This window comes from Halomonas sp. SSL-5 (genome assembly GCF_030708455.1).
GTDB lineage: Bacteria > Pseudomonadota > Gammaproteobacteria > Pseudomonadales > Halomonadaceae > Halomonas.
The window spans coordinates 296,891-311,512 of sequence record NZ_JAUYWF010000002.1 but is presented as its reverse complement, the minus strand read 5'-3'; the positions used below and the strand labels follow the sequence as shown (position 1 = coordinate 311,512).

General features: G+C 66.6%; 15 protein-coding genes. 12 read left to right on the top strand and 3 right to left on the bottom strand.

Features of this window, described 5'->3' with window-relative positions:
* The first annotated feature begins 5 nt into the window (after positions 1-5).
* A complete protein-coding gene (locus RAN53_RS03330; protein ID WP_305795393.1) occupies positions 6-1,166 on the top strand; it encodes a PP2C family protein-serine/threonine phosphatase in 1,161 nt (386 codons plus the stop codon).
* On the top strand, positions 1,153-1,665 hold the full coding sequence (locus tag RAN53_RS03325; RefSeq protein ID WP_305795392.1) for an STAS domain-containing protein: 513 nt from the start codon (positions 1,153-1,155) through the stop codon (positions 1,663-1,665). Before RAN53_RS03330 ends, RAN53_RS03325 begins: the two co-directional genes overlap by 14 nt.
* A gap of 73 nt (positions 1,666-1,738) precedes the next feature.
* Here the strand turns inward: RAN53_RS03325 and tal are convergent, their stop codons facing one another.
* Positions 1,739-2,677 (bottom strand): transaldolase, encoded by a 939-nt coding sequence (tal, locus tag RAN53_RS03320; protein ID WP_305795391.1) that lies wholly within the window; start codon positions 2,675-2,677, stop codon positions 1,739-1,741.
* A 134-nt stretch (positions 2,678-2,811) separates the two neighbouring features.
* Between tal and RAN53_RS03315 the strand changes: the two genes are divergently transcribed.
* The 10 genes from RAN53_RS03315 to RAN53_RS03270 all read left to right on the top strand — a co-directional run bounded on the left by RAN53_RS03315 (position 2,812) and on the right by RAN53_RS03270 (position 12,811).
* Entirely contained in the window at positions 2,812-3,996 is a 1,185-nt protein-coding gene (locus RAN53_RS03315) for a Bcr/CflA family multidrug efflux MFS transporter (RefSeq protein WP_305795390.1), read from the top strand.
* A complete protein-coding gene (locus tag RAN53_RS03310) occupies positions 3,989-4,723 on the top strand; it encodes a sulfite exporter TauE/SafE family protein (protein ID WP_305795389.1) in 735 nt (244 codons plus the stop codon). Before RAN53_RS03315 ends, RAN53_RS03310 begins: the two co-directional genes overlap by 8 nt.
* Positions 4,724-4,911: 188 nt before the next feature.
* Entirely contained in the window at positions 4,912-5,922 is a 1,011-nt protein-coding gene (locus RAN53_RS03305; protein WP_305795388.1) for a substrate-binding domain-containing protein, read from the top strand.
* Positions 5,923-6,027: 105 nt separating this feature from the next.
* The gene (gene pstC, locus RAN53_RS03300) at positions 6,028-7,284 is read left to right on the top strand and encodes a phosphate ABC transporter permease subunit PstC (protein WP_305795387.1); all 1,257 of its coding nucleotides are present in this window, start codon (positions 6,028-6,030) and stop codon (positions 7,282-7,284) included.
* Between the two features lie 18 nt (positions 7,285-7,302).
* On the top strand, positions 7,303-8,469 hold the full coding sequence (pstA, locus tag RAN53_RS03295) for a phosphate ABC transporter permease PstA (protein ID WP_305795386.1): 1,167 nt from the start codon (positions 7,303-7,305) through the stop codon (positions 8,467-8,469).
* A gap of 33 nt (positions 8,470-8,502) precedes the next feature.
* A complete protein-coding gene (pstB, locus tag RAN53_RS03290) occupies positions 8,503-9,339 on the top strand; it encodes a phosphate ABC transporter ATP-binding protein PstB (protein ID WP_305795457.1) in 837 nt (278 codons plus the stop codon).
* Positions 9,340-9,485: 146 nt separating this feature from the next.
* Positions 9,486-9,908, top strand: coding sequence for an arsenate reductase ArsC (locus tag RAN53_RS03285; RefSeq protein WP_305795385.1), 423 nt, complete (start codon positions 9,486-9,488; stop codon positions 9,906-9,908).
* Positions 9,909-9,971: 63 nt separating this feature from the next.
* Positions 9,972-11,003 (top strand): ArsJ-associated glyceraldehyde-3-phosphate dehydrogenase, encoded by a 1,032-nt coding sequence (locus RAN53_RS03280; RefSeq protein WP_305795384.1) that lies wholly within the window; start codon positions 9,972-9,974, stop codon positions 11,001-11,003.
* A complete protein-coding gene (gene arsJ, locus RAN53_RS03275) occupies positions 10,996-12,234 on the top strand; it encodes an organoarsenical effux MFS transporter ArsJ (RefSeq protein ID WP_305795383.1) in 1,239 nt (412 codons plus the stop codon). Before RAN53_RS03280 ends, arsJ begins: the two co-directional genes overlap by 8 nt.
* A 226-nt stretch (positions 12,235-12,460) precedes the next feature.
* Positions 12,461-12,811 carry a metalloregulator ArsR/SmtB family transcription factor gene (locus RAN53_RS03270; protein WP_305795382.1) on the top strand — a complete coding sequence of 117 codons (351 nt, stop codon included), beginning with the start codon at positions 12,461-12,463 and terminating at the stop codon, positions 12,809-12,811.
* A 103-nt stretch (positions 12,812-12,914) separates the two neighbouring features.
* Here RAN53_RS03270 and RAN53_RS03265 read toward each other — a convergent pair whose 3' ends face one another.
* A complete protein-coding gene (locus RAN53_RS03265; protein ID WP_305795381.1) occupies positions 12,915-13,148 on the bottom strand; it encodes a thioredoxin family protein in 234 nt (77 codons plus the stop codon).
* Between the two features lie 43 nt (positions 13,149-13,191).
* Positions 13,192-14,544 carry a permease gene (locus RAN53_RS03260; protein ID WP_305795380.1) on the bottom strand — a complete coding sequence of 451 codons (1,353 nt, stop codon included), beginning with the start codon at positions 14,542-14,544 and terminating at the stop codon, positions 13,192-13,194.
* Positions 14,545-14,622: the final 78 nt, after the last annotated feature.

The window sequence follows — 14,622 nt, the reverse complement described above, 5'->3', positions numbered from 1 at the left end:
TGACCATGGACCGTCCCAAGCAGCTGATCGGCGTGATCGACGAGCCGGGCCCGGCCCGCGATGCGTTGGCCGAGACCATCGCCCGGGACGGTCTGGCGGTGGTGGCGGTGAGTCGTGCCGAGGAGTTGCCGACCGGCGTCGACCTGGCCGTGGCCCATGTCAGGGCGGTGCCGGCCACCGACTGGCCGACGCTCTGCGAGCACCTGCCGACCCTGGTGGTCAGTGATACCCGCGATGCCCCCGACCTGCTCTCGGCGGTGGATGCGGGGCTGGTGGACTACATCGTCGAGCCCTGCCGGCACGGCCAGCTGCTGCGGCGCATGATCCGCAAGGTGATCCGCCTGCGCGCCCTGGAGGAGGCGCGCCGCCGGGACCAGGCCCGCCTGGAGGAGCTCAACGAAACACTCGAGACCCACCTGGCGATGCTGCGCCTGGACCAGCAGGCCGGTGGCCAGATCCAGCGCAAGATGCTGCCGCTCAGGCCCCAGACCCTGGGCGGGGTGAGCTGCGACTACTGGTTCGCCCCCTATCTCTACCTGTCGGGCGACTTCCTCGACTTCCACCTGCTCGACGAGCGCTACCTGCTGTTCTATTTCGCCGATGTCTCGGGCCACGGGGCCTCCTCGGCCTTCGTCACGGTGCTGCTCAAGTACCTGGCGAATCGCTGGCAGACCGAGTGGGACGGCACGCAGCCCGAGGCGCTGCCGGCCCGCTGGCTGTCGGATCTCAACCGTGAGCTGCTGGATACCGGCATTGGCAAGCACGCCACCCTGTTCGTGGGTATCATTGACCTGGAGCGTCGCTATCTGCACTATTCGCTGGGCGCGCAGCTGCCCATGCCCTTGCTGGTGGTGAATGGCAAGGTGACCACACTGGCCGGCGAAGGCATGCCGGTGGGGCTCTTTCCGGGCGCCGAGTACCCGACACTGGGCTGCTCGCTACCCGAGAACTTCCACTTGTGGCTGTGTTCGGATGGAGTATTGGAGTGCCTGCCGGGCGATACGCTCGACTCGCGGCTCAGGGAACTCGAGCAGCAGATTCAGGCCAGTGCGACGCTGGCGGACCTGCGGGCCAATCTGGCCCTAGACCTCACGCCGGGTGATGAAGCCTTGCCCGACGACCTGACGATCATGATGTTGAGCGGATTTGGCCATGCTGATTCATGAAGGACGCATCAAGGCGGCATTCGATGCCGGCGTATTCGTCCTCAAGCTGTGCGGCGACGTGCGGCTCACTCTCTGCGCCACCCTGGACCGCCAGGCCCAGCAGCTGGCGAAGACACCCGGTCTCGAGACGCTGATCATCGACCTGCGTGACACCAGCAACGTGGACTCCACCGCCCTGGGTTTCCTGGCCAAGGTGGCCATGGCGGTACAGGGGCGTCTGTCCGAGCGGCCCACCATCGTCGCCGACAATCCCGATGTCCAGCGCATGCTGGACGTGATGGGGTTTGCGCGCTATTTCACCATGGTGGAGTCACCCATCACCGAGACCTGCGAGCTCTGTGACCTGCCCGAGATTCCCACCGACGTCGACGAGACCCGCCGGCGCATCCTCGAGGCGCATCGCATCCTGATGCGCATGAACGAGCATAACCGCGAGGAGTTCCAGCCCCTCGTCGAGATGCTCGAGGCCCAGGAGGAGGGCTCCTCCCACCAGCAGTGATGGCTAGTGGGGCCGGGCAGCATGCCCCTCGGTGCCAGCAGGCGGTGCGACAACTTTCCCGGGCCCCTTTGCCCTAGCCTTTTCTCAGCTCCCCCAGCAGGCTCTCCAGCTTGCGCTGATCGGCCATGAACTTGCGAATGCCCTCGGCCAGCTTCTCGGTGGCCATGGCGTCCTCGTTGAACGCCCAGCGGAACTCCGCCTCGTCCAGCGGCTCAGGCGGGCGGGTCTCGGCGTCCTGGGGCGTCAGCCGTCGCTCGAGATGGCCGCGGGTCTCGGCGAGTTCCGCGAGCAGGGCAGGGGAGATGGTCAGGCGGTCGCAGCCGGCGAGTGCCTTGATCTCGCCGCTGTTGCGGAAGCTGGCCCCCATCACGACGGTCTGGTAGCCGTGGCCCTTGTAGTGCTCGTAGATGTGCTTCACCGAGCGCACGCCCGGGTCGTTGTCGCCGCTGAAGTCGGCCTCCGGCTGCTGGGCCTTGTGCCAGTCGAGGATGCGCCCCACGAAGGGCGAGATCAGGGTGACGCCGGCATCCGCGCAGGCCTGGGCCTGGGCGAAGCTGAACAGCAGGGTGAGGTTGGTGTGGATGCCCTCGCGCTCCAGTCGGCGGGCGGCGCGGATGCCCTCCCAGGTGGCGGCGACCTTGATCAGGATGCGCTCGGGACCCACGCCGTGGCGGGCGTAGCGCTCGATCAGCGAGTGGGCCCGGGCCAGGGTGGCGTCGGTATCGAAGGAGAGGCGTGCGCTCACCTCGGTGGAGACATAGCCCGGCACCAGCCCGCTGATCTCGCTGCCGATCTCCACCGCCACGGCGTCCAGGGCATCGTCGAGATCGGTCGCCGAGCGCGCGATCTCGGCCAGGCGACTGCGGCGTGCCTCCTGCTGGGCCGCCTGCAGGATCAGCGAGGGGTTGGTGGTGGCATCGGTGGGCTGGAAGCGGCGAATGGCATCGATGTCGCCGGTGTCGGCGACCACCGTGGTCATTTCCTTGAGTTGTGATAGCAGGTCGTCGGCCATGATGGGCTCCTCCGTGAATCGGCTTCCCACTCTAGCAAGCCGGCCGGGGGGCGAACAGCTCCCGGCAGGCGTGCGTATATTCGGGTATCCTTTGCAGCCTATCCAAGCCTTTCATCTGCTCGCAAGGAGTCGCCTTGACGCTCACCGCCCGCCGTCTGGCGCTGCTGGTTGCGGCCAATACCGCGCTGGCCCCCTTCGCCATCGATGCCTACCTGCCGGCCATGGCCGCCCTGGCGGAGGACGTGGGCGCCAGCATCCACCATACCGAGTTGTCGCTCTCCACCTTCCTGGCCGGTTTCGCCCTGGGGCAGCTGGTGTTCGGCCCGGTCTCCGACCGGGTCGGCCGCAGGCCGGTGCTGCTGGGCGGGCTGGTGGTCTTCCTGCTGGCCAGCCTGGCGATCACCACGGTGGGCTCGCTGGGTGAACTGCTGAGCTGGCGCTTCGTGCAGGCGCTGGGCGGTGGTGCCACGGTGGTCAACTCGGCGGCCATCGTGCGTGACTGCTTCAAGGGCAGCGAGGCCGCCAAGGTGATGTCGACCATGGCGATCATCATGCTGATGGCGCCGCTGGTGGCGCCGGTGGTGGGCAGCGGGCTGCTCTATCTTGCCGACTGGTGGCTGATCTTCGTGTTCCTGGCCGTCTACGCAGGTTTCCTGATGTGGCTGCTGGGTACCAAGTTGCCGGAGACACGGCCCCCCGGCCATTCCGCGGCCACCCTGGCCACGGTGCTGGCCAACTACGTGAGCGTGCTGCGAGACCGTCACGCCATGGGCTTCATCGCCGCCGCCTCGATGTCGTTCGCCGGGCTGTTCGCCTTCGTCACCGCCTCGCCCTTTCTCTACCTCGAGCACTTCGGCCTGACGCCGTCGCTCTATCCGCTGGTGTTCGGCGTCAACGTGGTGGTCATGGTGGCCGCCAATCGCCTCAATATCCGCCTGCTGAGGTGGCGAACGCCCCTGCAGAACCTGCGCCTGGGGCTGGGGATCCAGCTGAGCGCCGGCCTCGGACTGACCTTCATGGTGGCCAGCGGGCTGGAGTCGCTTGTCACCATGGTGCCGCTGATCATGCTGTTCGCCGGCACGATCGGCCTGGTGGCGCCCAACGCCATCACCTCGCTGCTCGACCGCTTCCCGCACATGAGTGCCACCGCGGCGGCCCTGCAGGGCAGTATCCAGTTCTCCTGCGGCGCCCTGGCCGGGGTCATGGTCGGCGCCTTCGAGATCGACAGCGCCTGGCCCATGGTCGGCACCATGCTGGGTGCCACGCTGCTGGCCAACCTGGCGATCCGCGTGCTCTCCGGCCGTGCCGGCGATGCCTGAGGGGCTGCTGGCCTGGGCCGACATGAGCCTCGGGGTCTGGCTAGGCTGTGCCGCGGTGCTGGCGCTGGGCGCCTTCGTGCAGCGTGCCACGGGCTTCGGCCTGGCGGTGGTGGGGGCGCCGCTGCTGCTGATGCTTGAGCCGCGGCTGGTGCCGGTGATCCTGGTGCTGTTCGGCTTCACGGTGGCGCTGACCACCCTGCGCCACTACTGGCGCGAGGTGCGCCTGGCCGAGGTCGGCATGGCCCTGATCGGGCGGATTCCCGGCAACGCCCTGGGGCTATGGCTGCTGCTCGTCGCCCCCATGGCGGTGCTGGAAACCTTGATCGCCGGCAGCGTGCTGTTCGCGGTGGCGGTGACCCTGTTCCGCTTCCGCCTGCCGGTCAACCGCCTCACCCTGCTCGGGGCGGGCATCGTCTCGGGGATCCTGGGTACCGTGGCCGCGCTGAGTGGGCCGCCCATGGTGCTGCTGCTGCACGGCTTCTCGCCGGACCGCCTGCGCGGCACCCTCTCGGCCTTCTTCGTCGTCACGGCGCTGATGACGCTGCTGACCCTGGCGCCGGCGGGGCTGATCCACGCCTGGCATTTCGGCATGGCGCTGAGCTTCGCTCCCGGGGTGCTGGCCGGCAGCTGGCTGGCCAGTCGGGTCGCTCACCGTCTCGATCGGCGGCTGTTGCAGGGGGCGTCGCTTTCGCTCTGTACCCTGGCGGCGCTGGGGCTGCTGCTCTGAACGGGGCCTTCTCGCGACCGTAACGGACCGATGTCACGTTGCTGTCATCTCTCTGGGGCAGGGTGTGCCTCGTGCCGAGTACATCGTGCTCCCTGCCGGCAAGACAGCACTGTCATGAAGCTGTCATCTAGGTGGGGCAAGGTATGACTCGCGCAGGTTGCACACTGTCCCCATCAGGAGATCGCTCCATGAATCGCATCCTCAAGACCACTGCCATTGCCGCCGCCGTCATGGGTGTGGCCACCGTGGCCCACGCCCGTGACCAGATCCGCATCGTCGGTTCCAGCACCGTCTACCCGTTCGCCAGCTACGTGACCGAGGAGTTCGGCGCGGTGACCGGCAACCCGACGCCGGTCATCGAGTCCACCGGTTCCGGTGGCGGCCTGCGCCTGTTCTGTAATGGTGTGGGCGAGGGTACCCCGGACATCACCAATGCGTCGCGTCGCATCAAGGTCTCAGAGCTGGAGCGCTGCATCGAGAACGGCGTGACCGACGTCACCGAGGTCAAGATCGGCTCCGACGGCATCGTCTTCGCCCAGTCCAGCGAGAACGAGGCGGTCGACCTGACCCTCGAGCAGCTGTTCCTGGCCGTGGCCGCCAAGGTGCCGGTGGAGGGCGAGCTGGTCGACAACCCCTACCAGAAGTGGAGCGACATCGACGCCTCCCTGCCGGATCGCGAGATCTCCATCTATGGGCCGCCCAGCACCTCCGGCACCCGTGACGCCTTCGAAGAGCTCGTCATGGAAGTGCCCTCCGAGGAGATGGAAGCCTACGGCGGCGAGGCCTATACCGAGATTCGTGCCGATGGCGCCTACATCGATGCCGGTGAGAACGACAACCTGATCGTCCAGCGCCTCAGCGAAGACACCGACGCCTTCGGCATCTTCGGCTACTCTTTCCTGGTCGAGAACCCCAACACCCTGATTGCCGCGGCCATCGATGGCGTCGAGGCCGAGCCCGAGGCGATCAGCGCCGGCGACTATCCGATCGCGCGCTCACTGTGGTTCTACGTGAAGAACCAGCACGCCGACGAGGTGGCACCGCTGTATGAGTATGTCGACATGTTCGTCTCCGAGACCATGATCGGCGAGGGGGGTTACCTGGGTGACCTGGGTCTGATTCCGCTGCCGGAAGCCGAGCGCGAGCAGACGCGTGAGAAGGTGGCTGAGCGGGCCGAGCTGCAGGTCTCCGACCTGTAAGGAAGACCACGGGCAGGGATGCCTGAACCGGCCGGCAGCCCTCGGCTGCCGGCCGTCTCACGTTGCGACAGGCACGCTGTCACCGTCATTCACCGAGAGAGACCTATGCAGACCAACCAACTCCTCGCCATGTTCAGCGGCGTCCTGCTGCTGCTGGGTCTGATAGCCTTCTTCCTGGGTCGTGCCAAGGCCGCGCGAGTGCGCGCCAGCGGCACGGCCATGTATGCCCAGCCCGACCAGTATGCCTGGTTCGCCGTGCTGGCCACCGCCGGCCCGGCGATCACCGTGGGCGCCATCGGGGCCTTCCTGATGTTGCTGCTGGGCGCCGAGATCCCGACCCTCTATCTGCTGGCCGGCAGCCTGGTGATCGCCGCCATCGGCCTGCTGGTCGGGGTCAGCCAGGTGAAGCCCGACTTTCACGCCCGCCAGGCCATCGAGCGGGTGATTCGCTGGGTGCTGGTCGCCGCGGCAATGATCTCGATCTTCACCACCTTCGGTATCCTCTTCTCGATCATCTTCGAGGCGCTGCGCTTCTTCAAGATGCACAGCTTCTGGGACTTCATCACCGGCACGGTGTGGAACCCGGGCGCCAGCTTCCTGGCCGCCGCCGGGCGCGCCGAAGCGGGTGCCACCGGCGCCCAGTTCGGTTCCGTGCCGCTGTTCGCCGGCACCTTCATGATCACCGCCATCGCCATGCTGGTGGCGATCCCCGTGGGCCTGCTCTCGGCCATCTACATGGCGGAGTTCGCCCCATCCAGGGTGCGTACCCTGGCCAAGCCGACCCTCGAGGTGCTGGCCGGCATTCCCACCGTGGTCTACGGCTTCTTCGCCGCCATCACCGTGGCGCCGCTGATCGTCGACCTGGCCGGCTTCCTGGGCATCGATGCCGCCTACAACAACGCCGTGGCGCCGGGGGTGGTGATGGGCATCATGATCATCCCCTTCATCTCCTCGCTCTCCGACGACGTGATCAATGCGGTACCCGACAGCATGCGTCAGGGCTCGCTGGCGCTGGGCATGACCAAGGGCGAGACCATTCGCGACGTGGTCATTCCGGCGGCGCTGCCGGGGATCATCTCCGCCTCGCTGCTGGCGGTGTCGCGGGCGCTGGGTGAGACCATGATCGTGGTGATGGCGGCGGGCATGCGGCCCAACCTCACCGCCAACCCGTTCGAGGACATGACCACGGTGACGGTGCGCATCGTCGCCGCACTGACCGGTGACCTGGAGTTCGAGAGTGCCGAGACCCTCTCCGCCTTCGCGCTGGGCCTGGTGCTGTTCGCCGTCACCCTGAGCCTTAACCTGGTGTCGGTGCTGATGATCCGTCGCTTCCGCGAGAAGTACCGCGTCAACAACCTCTAACACCGAGGAATCGCCGAGATGAGTCATACCTTCGACGACATCAGTGCCCAGCTGAAGCGCCGCCATCGTCGCTCCGCGCGGCTGAAGTGGATCTCCATGGGGGCGCTGGGCCTGGCCGGCCTGTTCCTGGTGCTGTTCTTCGCCGACATGCTGGTCAAGGGCCTGCCGGCCTTCCAGCAGGCGCAGATCCAGGTGGAGATCGACTACAACGAGGACGCCCAGCGGATGGGGCGCGCCGCCCTGGATCCGGACGAGTCGCGCCTGGTGAGCCGTACCTTCGAACGCCTGATACCGGTGGAGCTGCGCGAGAACCCCGAACTGCTGGGCACCACCGAGACCCGCTGGGTACTCGCCGACAGCGAGGTGGACCAGTATCTGAAAGGGCATCGGCACAAGCTGAGCGATGACCAGCAGGCCACCGTCGATGCCCTGGTCGAGCAGGGTCGTGCGGCGCTCAAGTTCAACACCAACTTCTTCACCACCGGCGACTCCAAGATGCCGGAAGCCTCGGGGATTCTCTCGGCCGTGATGGGGACGGTGATGACCATGCTGGTGACCCTGGCCATCTCCTTCCCCATCGGGGTGATGACCGCCGTCTATCTGGAGGAGTTCGCCCCCGACAATCGCCTGACCCAGCTGATCGAGATCAATATCAACAACCTGGCGGCGATTCCCTCGATCCTGTTCGGCCTGCTGGGGCTGGCGATCTTCATCAATTTCTTCGGGGTGCCCCGCTCCACCCCCCTGGTCGGTGGCATGACCCTGGCGCTGATGACCCTGCCGGTGATCATCATCGCCACCCGTACCGCACTGCGCAGCGTGCCGGACTCCATCCGCCACGCCGCCTTCGGGGTGGGCTGCTCGCGCTGGCAGGTGGTGCGTGACCACGTGCTGCCGCTGGCCATGCCGGGCATCATGACCGGCTCGATCATCGGCCTGGCCCAGGCCATGGGCGAGACCGCACCGCTGATCATCGTCGGCATGGTGGCCTTCATACCGGATGTGGGCGCCTCCTTCACCGAGGCGGCCACCGTGCTGCCGGCACAGATATTCACCTGGGCGGGCGAGCCGGAGAAGGCCTTCGTCGAGAAGACCGCGGGTGGCATCCTGGTGCTGCTGGCCATCCTGATCTTCCTGAATGCCTCCGCCGTCATCCTGCGCAAGAAATTCGAGCGTCGCTGGTAGACCCGGCACGCCCAAGAGGAATCCGCTATGAATATGCAAGCCGCTCCCCGTCAGACTCTCGGTGCCGCGCCCGAGGTGGGTCAGCCCCACACGCGCAATGAGGCCGCCTGCCATGACCTGAGCATTCGCGTGCGTGACCTCAAGCTGTGGTACGGCGAGAGCCAGGCACTCAAGGGGCTCAACATCGACCTCTTCCAGAAGAACGTCACCGCGCTGATCGGCCCCTCGGGCTGCGGCAAGTCGACCTTCCTGCGCTGCCTCAACCGCATGAACGACCTGATTCCCAGCGTGCGTGTCGAGGGACTGGTGGAGATGGACGGCCATGACGTCAACCAGACCAAGATGGACGAGGTGGCCCTGCGCCGCCGGGTGGGCATGGTGTTCCAGAAGCCCAATCCCTTCCCCAAGTCGATCTACGAGAACATCGCCTACGCCCCGCGCATGCACGACCTGGTGAGCCGCAAGCCGGAGCAGGACGAGCTGGTGGAGAAGGCGCTGCGCGATGCAGGCCTGTGGGAGGAGGTCAAGGACAAGCTGCACCAGCCCGGTACCTCGCTCTCCGGCGGCCAGCAGCAGCGTCTGTGCATCGCCCGCGCCATCGCCGTGCAGCCCGACGTCATCCTGATGGACGAGCCCACCTCGGCGCTGGACCCGATCTCCACGGCGACCATCGAGGACCTGATGGACCGCCTGAAGGAGCAGTTCACCATCATCACCGTGACCCATAACATGCAGCAGGCCGCGCGGGTGGCGGACTACACCGCCTTCTTCCACCTGGGCGAGATCATCGAGTACAACGACACCAAGACGATGTTCGCCAACCCGGCCACCAAGAAGGCCGAGGACTACATCACCGGCCGTTACGGCTGATCGCATGTCGCCAGTGGACATCACGACGGGGAGGCCTTGGCCTCCCCGTCGTCGTAAACGGTGGTCGTCGGATCGAAGGTTGTCACGGGATTGACATCCGGCGGCGTTATATATGAAATTCCATATGTCGTCAGGAGCCACATCCCATGGACAAGCAGCGCGTGCTCTTCCTGTGCAACGCCAATTCCGCCCGTTCGCTGATGGGCGAGGCCCTGCTGCGCCACCTCGCCGGCGATCACTTCGAGGCCTTCAGTGCCGGCAGCGAGCCGGACCAGCCCCATGCCATGACCCTGGCGGCCCTGAAGAAGCAGGGGATCTCCACCGAGGGGCTGGCCAGCAAGTCGCTGGATGATTTCGTCGGCGAGCATTTCGCAGCGGTGATCGTGCTCTGCGACAAGGCCCAGCAGGCATGTCGTGATTGGCAGGGGAGCAGCGATGAGCACCTCTACTGGGACATTCGCGACCCGCGCCTGATCGGCCGCGAGGATGCCTATGAGCAGGCGCTGCAGGAGATTCGTCGACGCCTCTCGCTGTGGCTACAGATCAAGGCGCGGGATGCCCGGAACTGAGCCGCGAGCCAGGCGACGGATAGCACACGAGAGTTTCACACGAGAATTTCACTGGAGAGCAGTATGACACTTCGTATCGGCATCAACGGATTCGGGCGCATGGGACGCTTGGTGCTACGCAGCCTGTGGCCCCGCGTCGCGGCCGGCGAGGTGGAACTGGTGCGCATCAACGACCCCGGCGGCGACGCGGCCACCTTCGCCCACCTGGTCGAGTTCGACTCGGTGCACGGCCACTGGAGCCCGGGGCAGGGCATCCAGGCCGAGGATGACGCCATCCTGATCGACGGCCGTCGTATCGCCTTCAGTGCCAACAAGACGCTGGAAGAGAGCGACTGGTCCAACTGCCGGGTCGCCATCGAGTGCTCCGGCAAGATGAAGACGCAAGCCAAGCTTCAGGCCTACCTCGACCAGGGCGTCGAGCGGGTGGTGGTCAGCGCGCCGGTCAAGGAGGAGGGCGTGCTCAACGTGGTGGTGGGTGTCAACGATGACGCCTACGACGCCGACGTCCATCGCATCGTCACCGCGGCGAGCTGCACCACCAACTGCCTGGCACCGGTGGTCAAGGTGGTCCACGAGACCTGGGGCATCCGCCACGGCTCCATGACCACGGTGCACGATATCACCAACACCCAGGTCATCCTCGACGCTCCCCACAAGGATCTCAGGCGCGCGCGGGCCTGCGGCATGAGCCTGATCCCCACCACCACGGGGTCGGCCAAGGCGATCACCGCCATCTTCCCGGAGCTTGCGGGCAAGCTGAATGGCCATGCCATCCGTGTGCCGCTGGCCAACGCCTCGCTCACCGACATGGTCTTCGAACTCGAGCGCGAGGTGACGGTGGAGGAAGTTAATGGGGCACTGAAGCAGGCAGCTGAAGGCGAGCTCGCCGGCATCCTGGGCTATGAAGAGCGCCCGCTGGTCTCCATCGACTACCGCACCGACCCGCGCAGCTCGATCATCGATGCGCTCTCGACCATGGTCATCAACGGCACCCAGCTCAAGCTCTACGCCTGGTACGACAACGAGTGGGGCTACGCCAACCGCACCGCCGAGCTGGCCCTGAAGGTCGGGAACGAGCGGGTGGGACGTGGCTGAATCGCTTGCTTCACGCGTCAAGGCGCTGCCCTTCGAGGTGCGCCAGTACCTGCTGATCACCGGCAACTACTGGGCCTTCACGCTGACCGACGGCGCCCTGCGCATGCTGGTGGTGCTGCACTTCCACCAACTGGGCTACACGCCATTGGAAGTGGCCATGCTGTTCCTCTTCTACGAGGCCTTCGGCGTGGTCACCAACCTGGTGGGGGGCTGGCTGGGCGCACGCCTGGGGCTCAATCGCACCATGAACGCCGGCCTGGCGTTGCAGATCCTGGCGCTGGCCATGCTGATGGTGCCGGCCGCGGCGCTCAGCGTGCCCTGGGTGATGGCCGCCCAGGCACTCTCGGGCATCGCCAAGGACCTCAACAAGATGAGCGCCAAGAGCGCGGTCAAGGTGCTGGTGCCCAAGGACAGCGCCAGCGCCGGCAGCGCCCTCTACCGCTGGGTGGCGATCCTCACCGGCTCGAAGAACGCGCTGAAGGGTGCGGGCTTCTTCCTCGGGGGTGTGCTGCTGACGCTGATCGGCTTTCGCGGCGCCATGCTGGTCATGGCATCGATGCTCGCCGTCGTGCTGGTCATGTCGCTCGTGCGCCTCAAGGCCGACCTGGGCCGCCAGAAGCGCAAGCCGAAGTTCAGCGAGGTGTTCTCCTCCTCAAAGGTGATTAACGTGCTCTCGGCGGCGCGGCTCTGCCTGTTCGCCTCCCGGGACGTGTGGTTCGTGGTGGCCCTGCCGGTGTTCCTCTACGACCAGCATGGCTGGAGCCACTGGACGGTGGGCGGCCTGCTGGCGATCTGGGTGATCGGCTACGGCGGCGTGCAGACCCAGGCGCCGCGTCTCACCGGCCTGGTCAAGGGCGGGGCGCGGGGCATTACCGCCTTCTGGGCCCTGGCGCTTGCCGGCCTGCCGGCGCTGCTGGCCTTCTTGCCCCTGGCCGAGGTGGGCTGGCTGGTGGCGGGTCTGCTGGCCTTCGGCGTGCTGTTCGCCGTCAACTCCAGCTGGCACAGCTACCTGATCGTCCACTATGCCCGCGCCGATGGGGTCTCCATGGACGTGGGCTTCTATTACATGGCCAACGCCATGGGCCGCCTGCTGGGCACGCTGCTGTCGGGTTGGGTCTACCAGGTGTACGGGCTTGCCGCCTGCCTGTGGATCTCCGCCGCCCTGGTGGCGGCCAGTGCCCTGATGGCCCTGGCCCTGCCGCGAGAAGCCCGGTTGGACAATAGCAACTAGACAAGCTGCGATAGCGAAAGGCGCCGGGAACAGGTCGTAGAGGGGGTCCTATGCCATGGATGGCATCGGTAGCGCCCAGGGAGGGGTTCACAGCGCCCCCTCGGAGGCCTGTCGCCGGGAAAGCCTTGAGCGGTGTTGTGAGTCGCAGTTCCCTTGGGCGCCCGGGCCTGAACTTGGCCCGGGTCGTGGCGTAGAATGGTTAAGAGCCTCGATCAAGGAACCCCAGATGACGCTGGACCCGCTGCGCCTGTTCAAATGCCTGAGTGACGAGACGCGTCTGATGCTTACCCTGCTGATCCTGCGCGAGGGGGAGCTGTGTGTCTGCGAGATGACCCACGCCCTGGAGGCCTCCCAGCCCAAGGTCTCGCGCCATCTCGCCCAGCTTCGCAATTGCGGGCTGCTCAACGATCGGCGCGAGGGGCAGTGGGTCTACTACGGCCTGGCGCCGTCGCTGCCCGCCTGGGCGACGGCGGCCCTGGAGGCCGCAGCCGAGGGGCAGGCGGCGGGCGTCGCGGCGCTGCAGGTGCGTCTGGTGAGCATGGGCAACCGCCCAGAACGACGGGCGGCGCTGTGTTAAGGAAAAGCGTGTTGAGATGATCGGGTTGAGGAAACTCGTATTGCGGCAAATCGGGTCGAGACTGACCGATTTGAGGCCGCTCGACCCGAGAAAGGCCTCAGGCCTAGCCCTTGAGCAGCGTCTCGAGTTCCTCGGCGCTGGCCACCTTGCCCTCGAGCACCACCTCGCCGTCGACCCCGAGTGCCGGGGTGCGCATCACTCCCTTGTCGATGATGGCGTTCATGTCGGTGACCTTCTCGATCTCGACCGTGAGGCCCAGGGCCTCGGCGGCCTGCTGGGCGTTGGCGGTCAGCTGCTCGCACTTCTTGCAGCCCTTGCCGTAGATGCTCAGTTTCATGGTGCTCTCCTGTTGGAATGGCGGTGTTCCGGAATGACGGGAGTCAGGGCCATAGCTGGCCGTAGAGGTAGCCGGTAATCGTCGCCATGACCACCACCAGCGTGCAGTAGATGAGGGTCTTCTGGGTGCCCATGATGGTGCGGATGACCAGCATGTTGGGCAGCGACAGGGCGGGGCCTGCGAGCAGCAGGGCCAGGGCCGGGCCCTTGCCCATGCCGTTGCCGATCAGGCCCTGGACGATGGGCACCTCGGTGAGGGTTGAGAAGTACATGAAGCCACCCAGCAGCGAGGCCAGGAAGGTGGACTGGAAGCCATTGTCGCCCACCGCCATCACCACCCACTCGGAGGGGATCAGCCCCTCCTCGCCGGGACGCCCCAGCAGCAGCCCGGCCACGAACACCCCGGCCAGCAGCAACGGCATGATCTGCTTGGTGAAGTCCCAGCTCTGCTCGGCCCACTCGCGGTCGTCGTCGCGCAGGGTGGCGATCAGCATGATGCCGATGATGCCTACGGCGAAGGCCAGCTCCGGTATGCCGGGCACCAGCAGGGCGGCCAGCGCCACGGCGCCGGACAGCACCGCCACCTGGCGCAGCGGCCAGCCCCAGCGGCGCATCAGCAGCAGGGCGAAGAGCCCGCCGAGCACCGCGGTGATCTGCCACTTCCAGGCGTGGATGACCATCCAGGTGGGGCTGTCGGCGGCGGCCCAGTTGGCGAATACCAGGATGCCCACCATCAGGCCGAAGAAGGCCGCTACCTGGCCCAGCGGACGGCCGTCGTCGTCGATGGCGAAGCCGCGAGCACTCTGCTGGCTGCGCGCCAGCTCCTCGCGACGATAGATGAGGTGCATGATCACCCCGATCACCACCGCGAAGACGATGGCGCCGATGGCCCGCGCCAGGCCCAGTTCCAGGCCCAGTACCTTGGCGGTGACCACCACCGCCATGACGTTGATCGCCGGCCCCGAGTAGAGGAAGGCCACCGCCGGCCCCAGGCCCGCGCCGCGCTTGTAGATGCCGCCGAACAGCGGCAACACGGTGCAGGAGCAGACCGCCAGCAGCATCCCCGATACCGAGGCCATGCCGAAGGCCACCGGCTTGGGTGCCGCCGGGCCCAGGTAGCGCATCACCGCGCCCTGGCTCAGGTAGGCGGCCATGGCGCCGGCGATCAGGAAGGCCGGCAGCAGGCAGAGGATCACGTGCTCCTGGGCGTACCAGTGGGTCAGCCGGATGCCCTCCAGCACGGCGTTGTCGAAGCGCGCCGTGCCGGCGGGCAGGAAGTAGACCAGCAGGAAGATGCCCACCACAGCGCCGATCCAGCGGACCTGGTCGGGGTTCTCCCGGGCCAGCGCCAGCAGGCGGGCAGGGGCAGCGTCGTGACTGGAGGAGGTATCCGACATCGGTGGCCTCATGGTGGCGGGGCGACAGGTATTTCGTCAGAATATATGCATAATCGTATATTTCCCAGTGTGTCGCGC

Excerpts from the sequence above, each read along its gene's own strand:
- RAN53_RS03330 (WP_305795393.1), top strand. The coding sequence starts at position 6 with ATGGACCGTCCCAAGCAGCTGATCGGCGTGATCGACGAGCCGGGCCCG.
- RAN53_RS03325 (WP_305795392.1), top strand. The coding sequence starts at position 1,153 with ATGCTGATTCATGAAGGACGCATCAAGGCGGCATTCGATGCCGGCGTA.
- tal (WP_305795391.1), bottom strand. The coding sequence starts at position 2,677 with ATGGCCGACGACCTGCTATCACAACTCAAGGAAATGACCACGGTGGTC.
- RAN53_RS03310 (WP_305795389.1), top strand. The coding sequence starts at position 3,989 with ATGCCTGAGGGGCTGCTGGCCTGGGCCGACATGAGCCTCGGGGTCTGG.
- RAN53_RS03305 (WP_305795388.1), top strand. The coding sequence starts at position 4,912 with ATGAATCGCATCCTCAAGACCACTGCCATTGCCGCCGCCGTCATGGGT.
- pstC (WP_305795387.1), top strand. The coding sequence starts at position 6,028 with ATGCAGACCAACCAACTCCTCGCCATGTTCAGCGGCGTCCTGCTGCTG.
- pstA (WP_305795386.1), top strand. The coding sequence starts at position 7,303 with ATGAGTCATACCTTCGACGACATCAGTGCCCAGCTGAAGCGCCGCCAT.
- pstB (WP_305795457.1), top strand. The coding sequence starts at position 8,503 with ATGCAAGCCGCTCCCCGTCAGACTCTCGGTGCCGCGCCCGAGGTGGGT.
- RAN53_RS03285 (WP_305795385.1), top strand. The coding sequence starts at position 9,486 with ATGGACAAGCAGCGCGTGCTCTTCCTGTGCAACGCCAATTCCGCCCGT.
- RAN53_RS03280 (WP_305795384.1), top strand. The coding sequence starts at position 9,972 with ATGACACTTCGTATCGGCATCAACGGATTCGGGCGCATGGGACGCTTG.
- RAN53_RS03270 (WP_305795382.1), top strand. The coding sequence starts at position 12,461 with ATGACGCTGGACCCGCTGCGCCTGTTCAAATGCCTGAGTGACGAGACG.
- RAN53_RS03265 (WP_305795381.1), bottom strand. The coding sequence starts at position 13,148 with ATGAAACTGAGCATCTACGGCAAGGGCTGCAAGAAGTGCGAGCAGCTG.
- RAN53_RS03260 (WP_305795380.1), bottom strand. The coding sequence starts at position 14,544 with ATGTCGGATACCTCCTCCAGTCACGACGCTGCCCCTGCCCGCCTGCTG.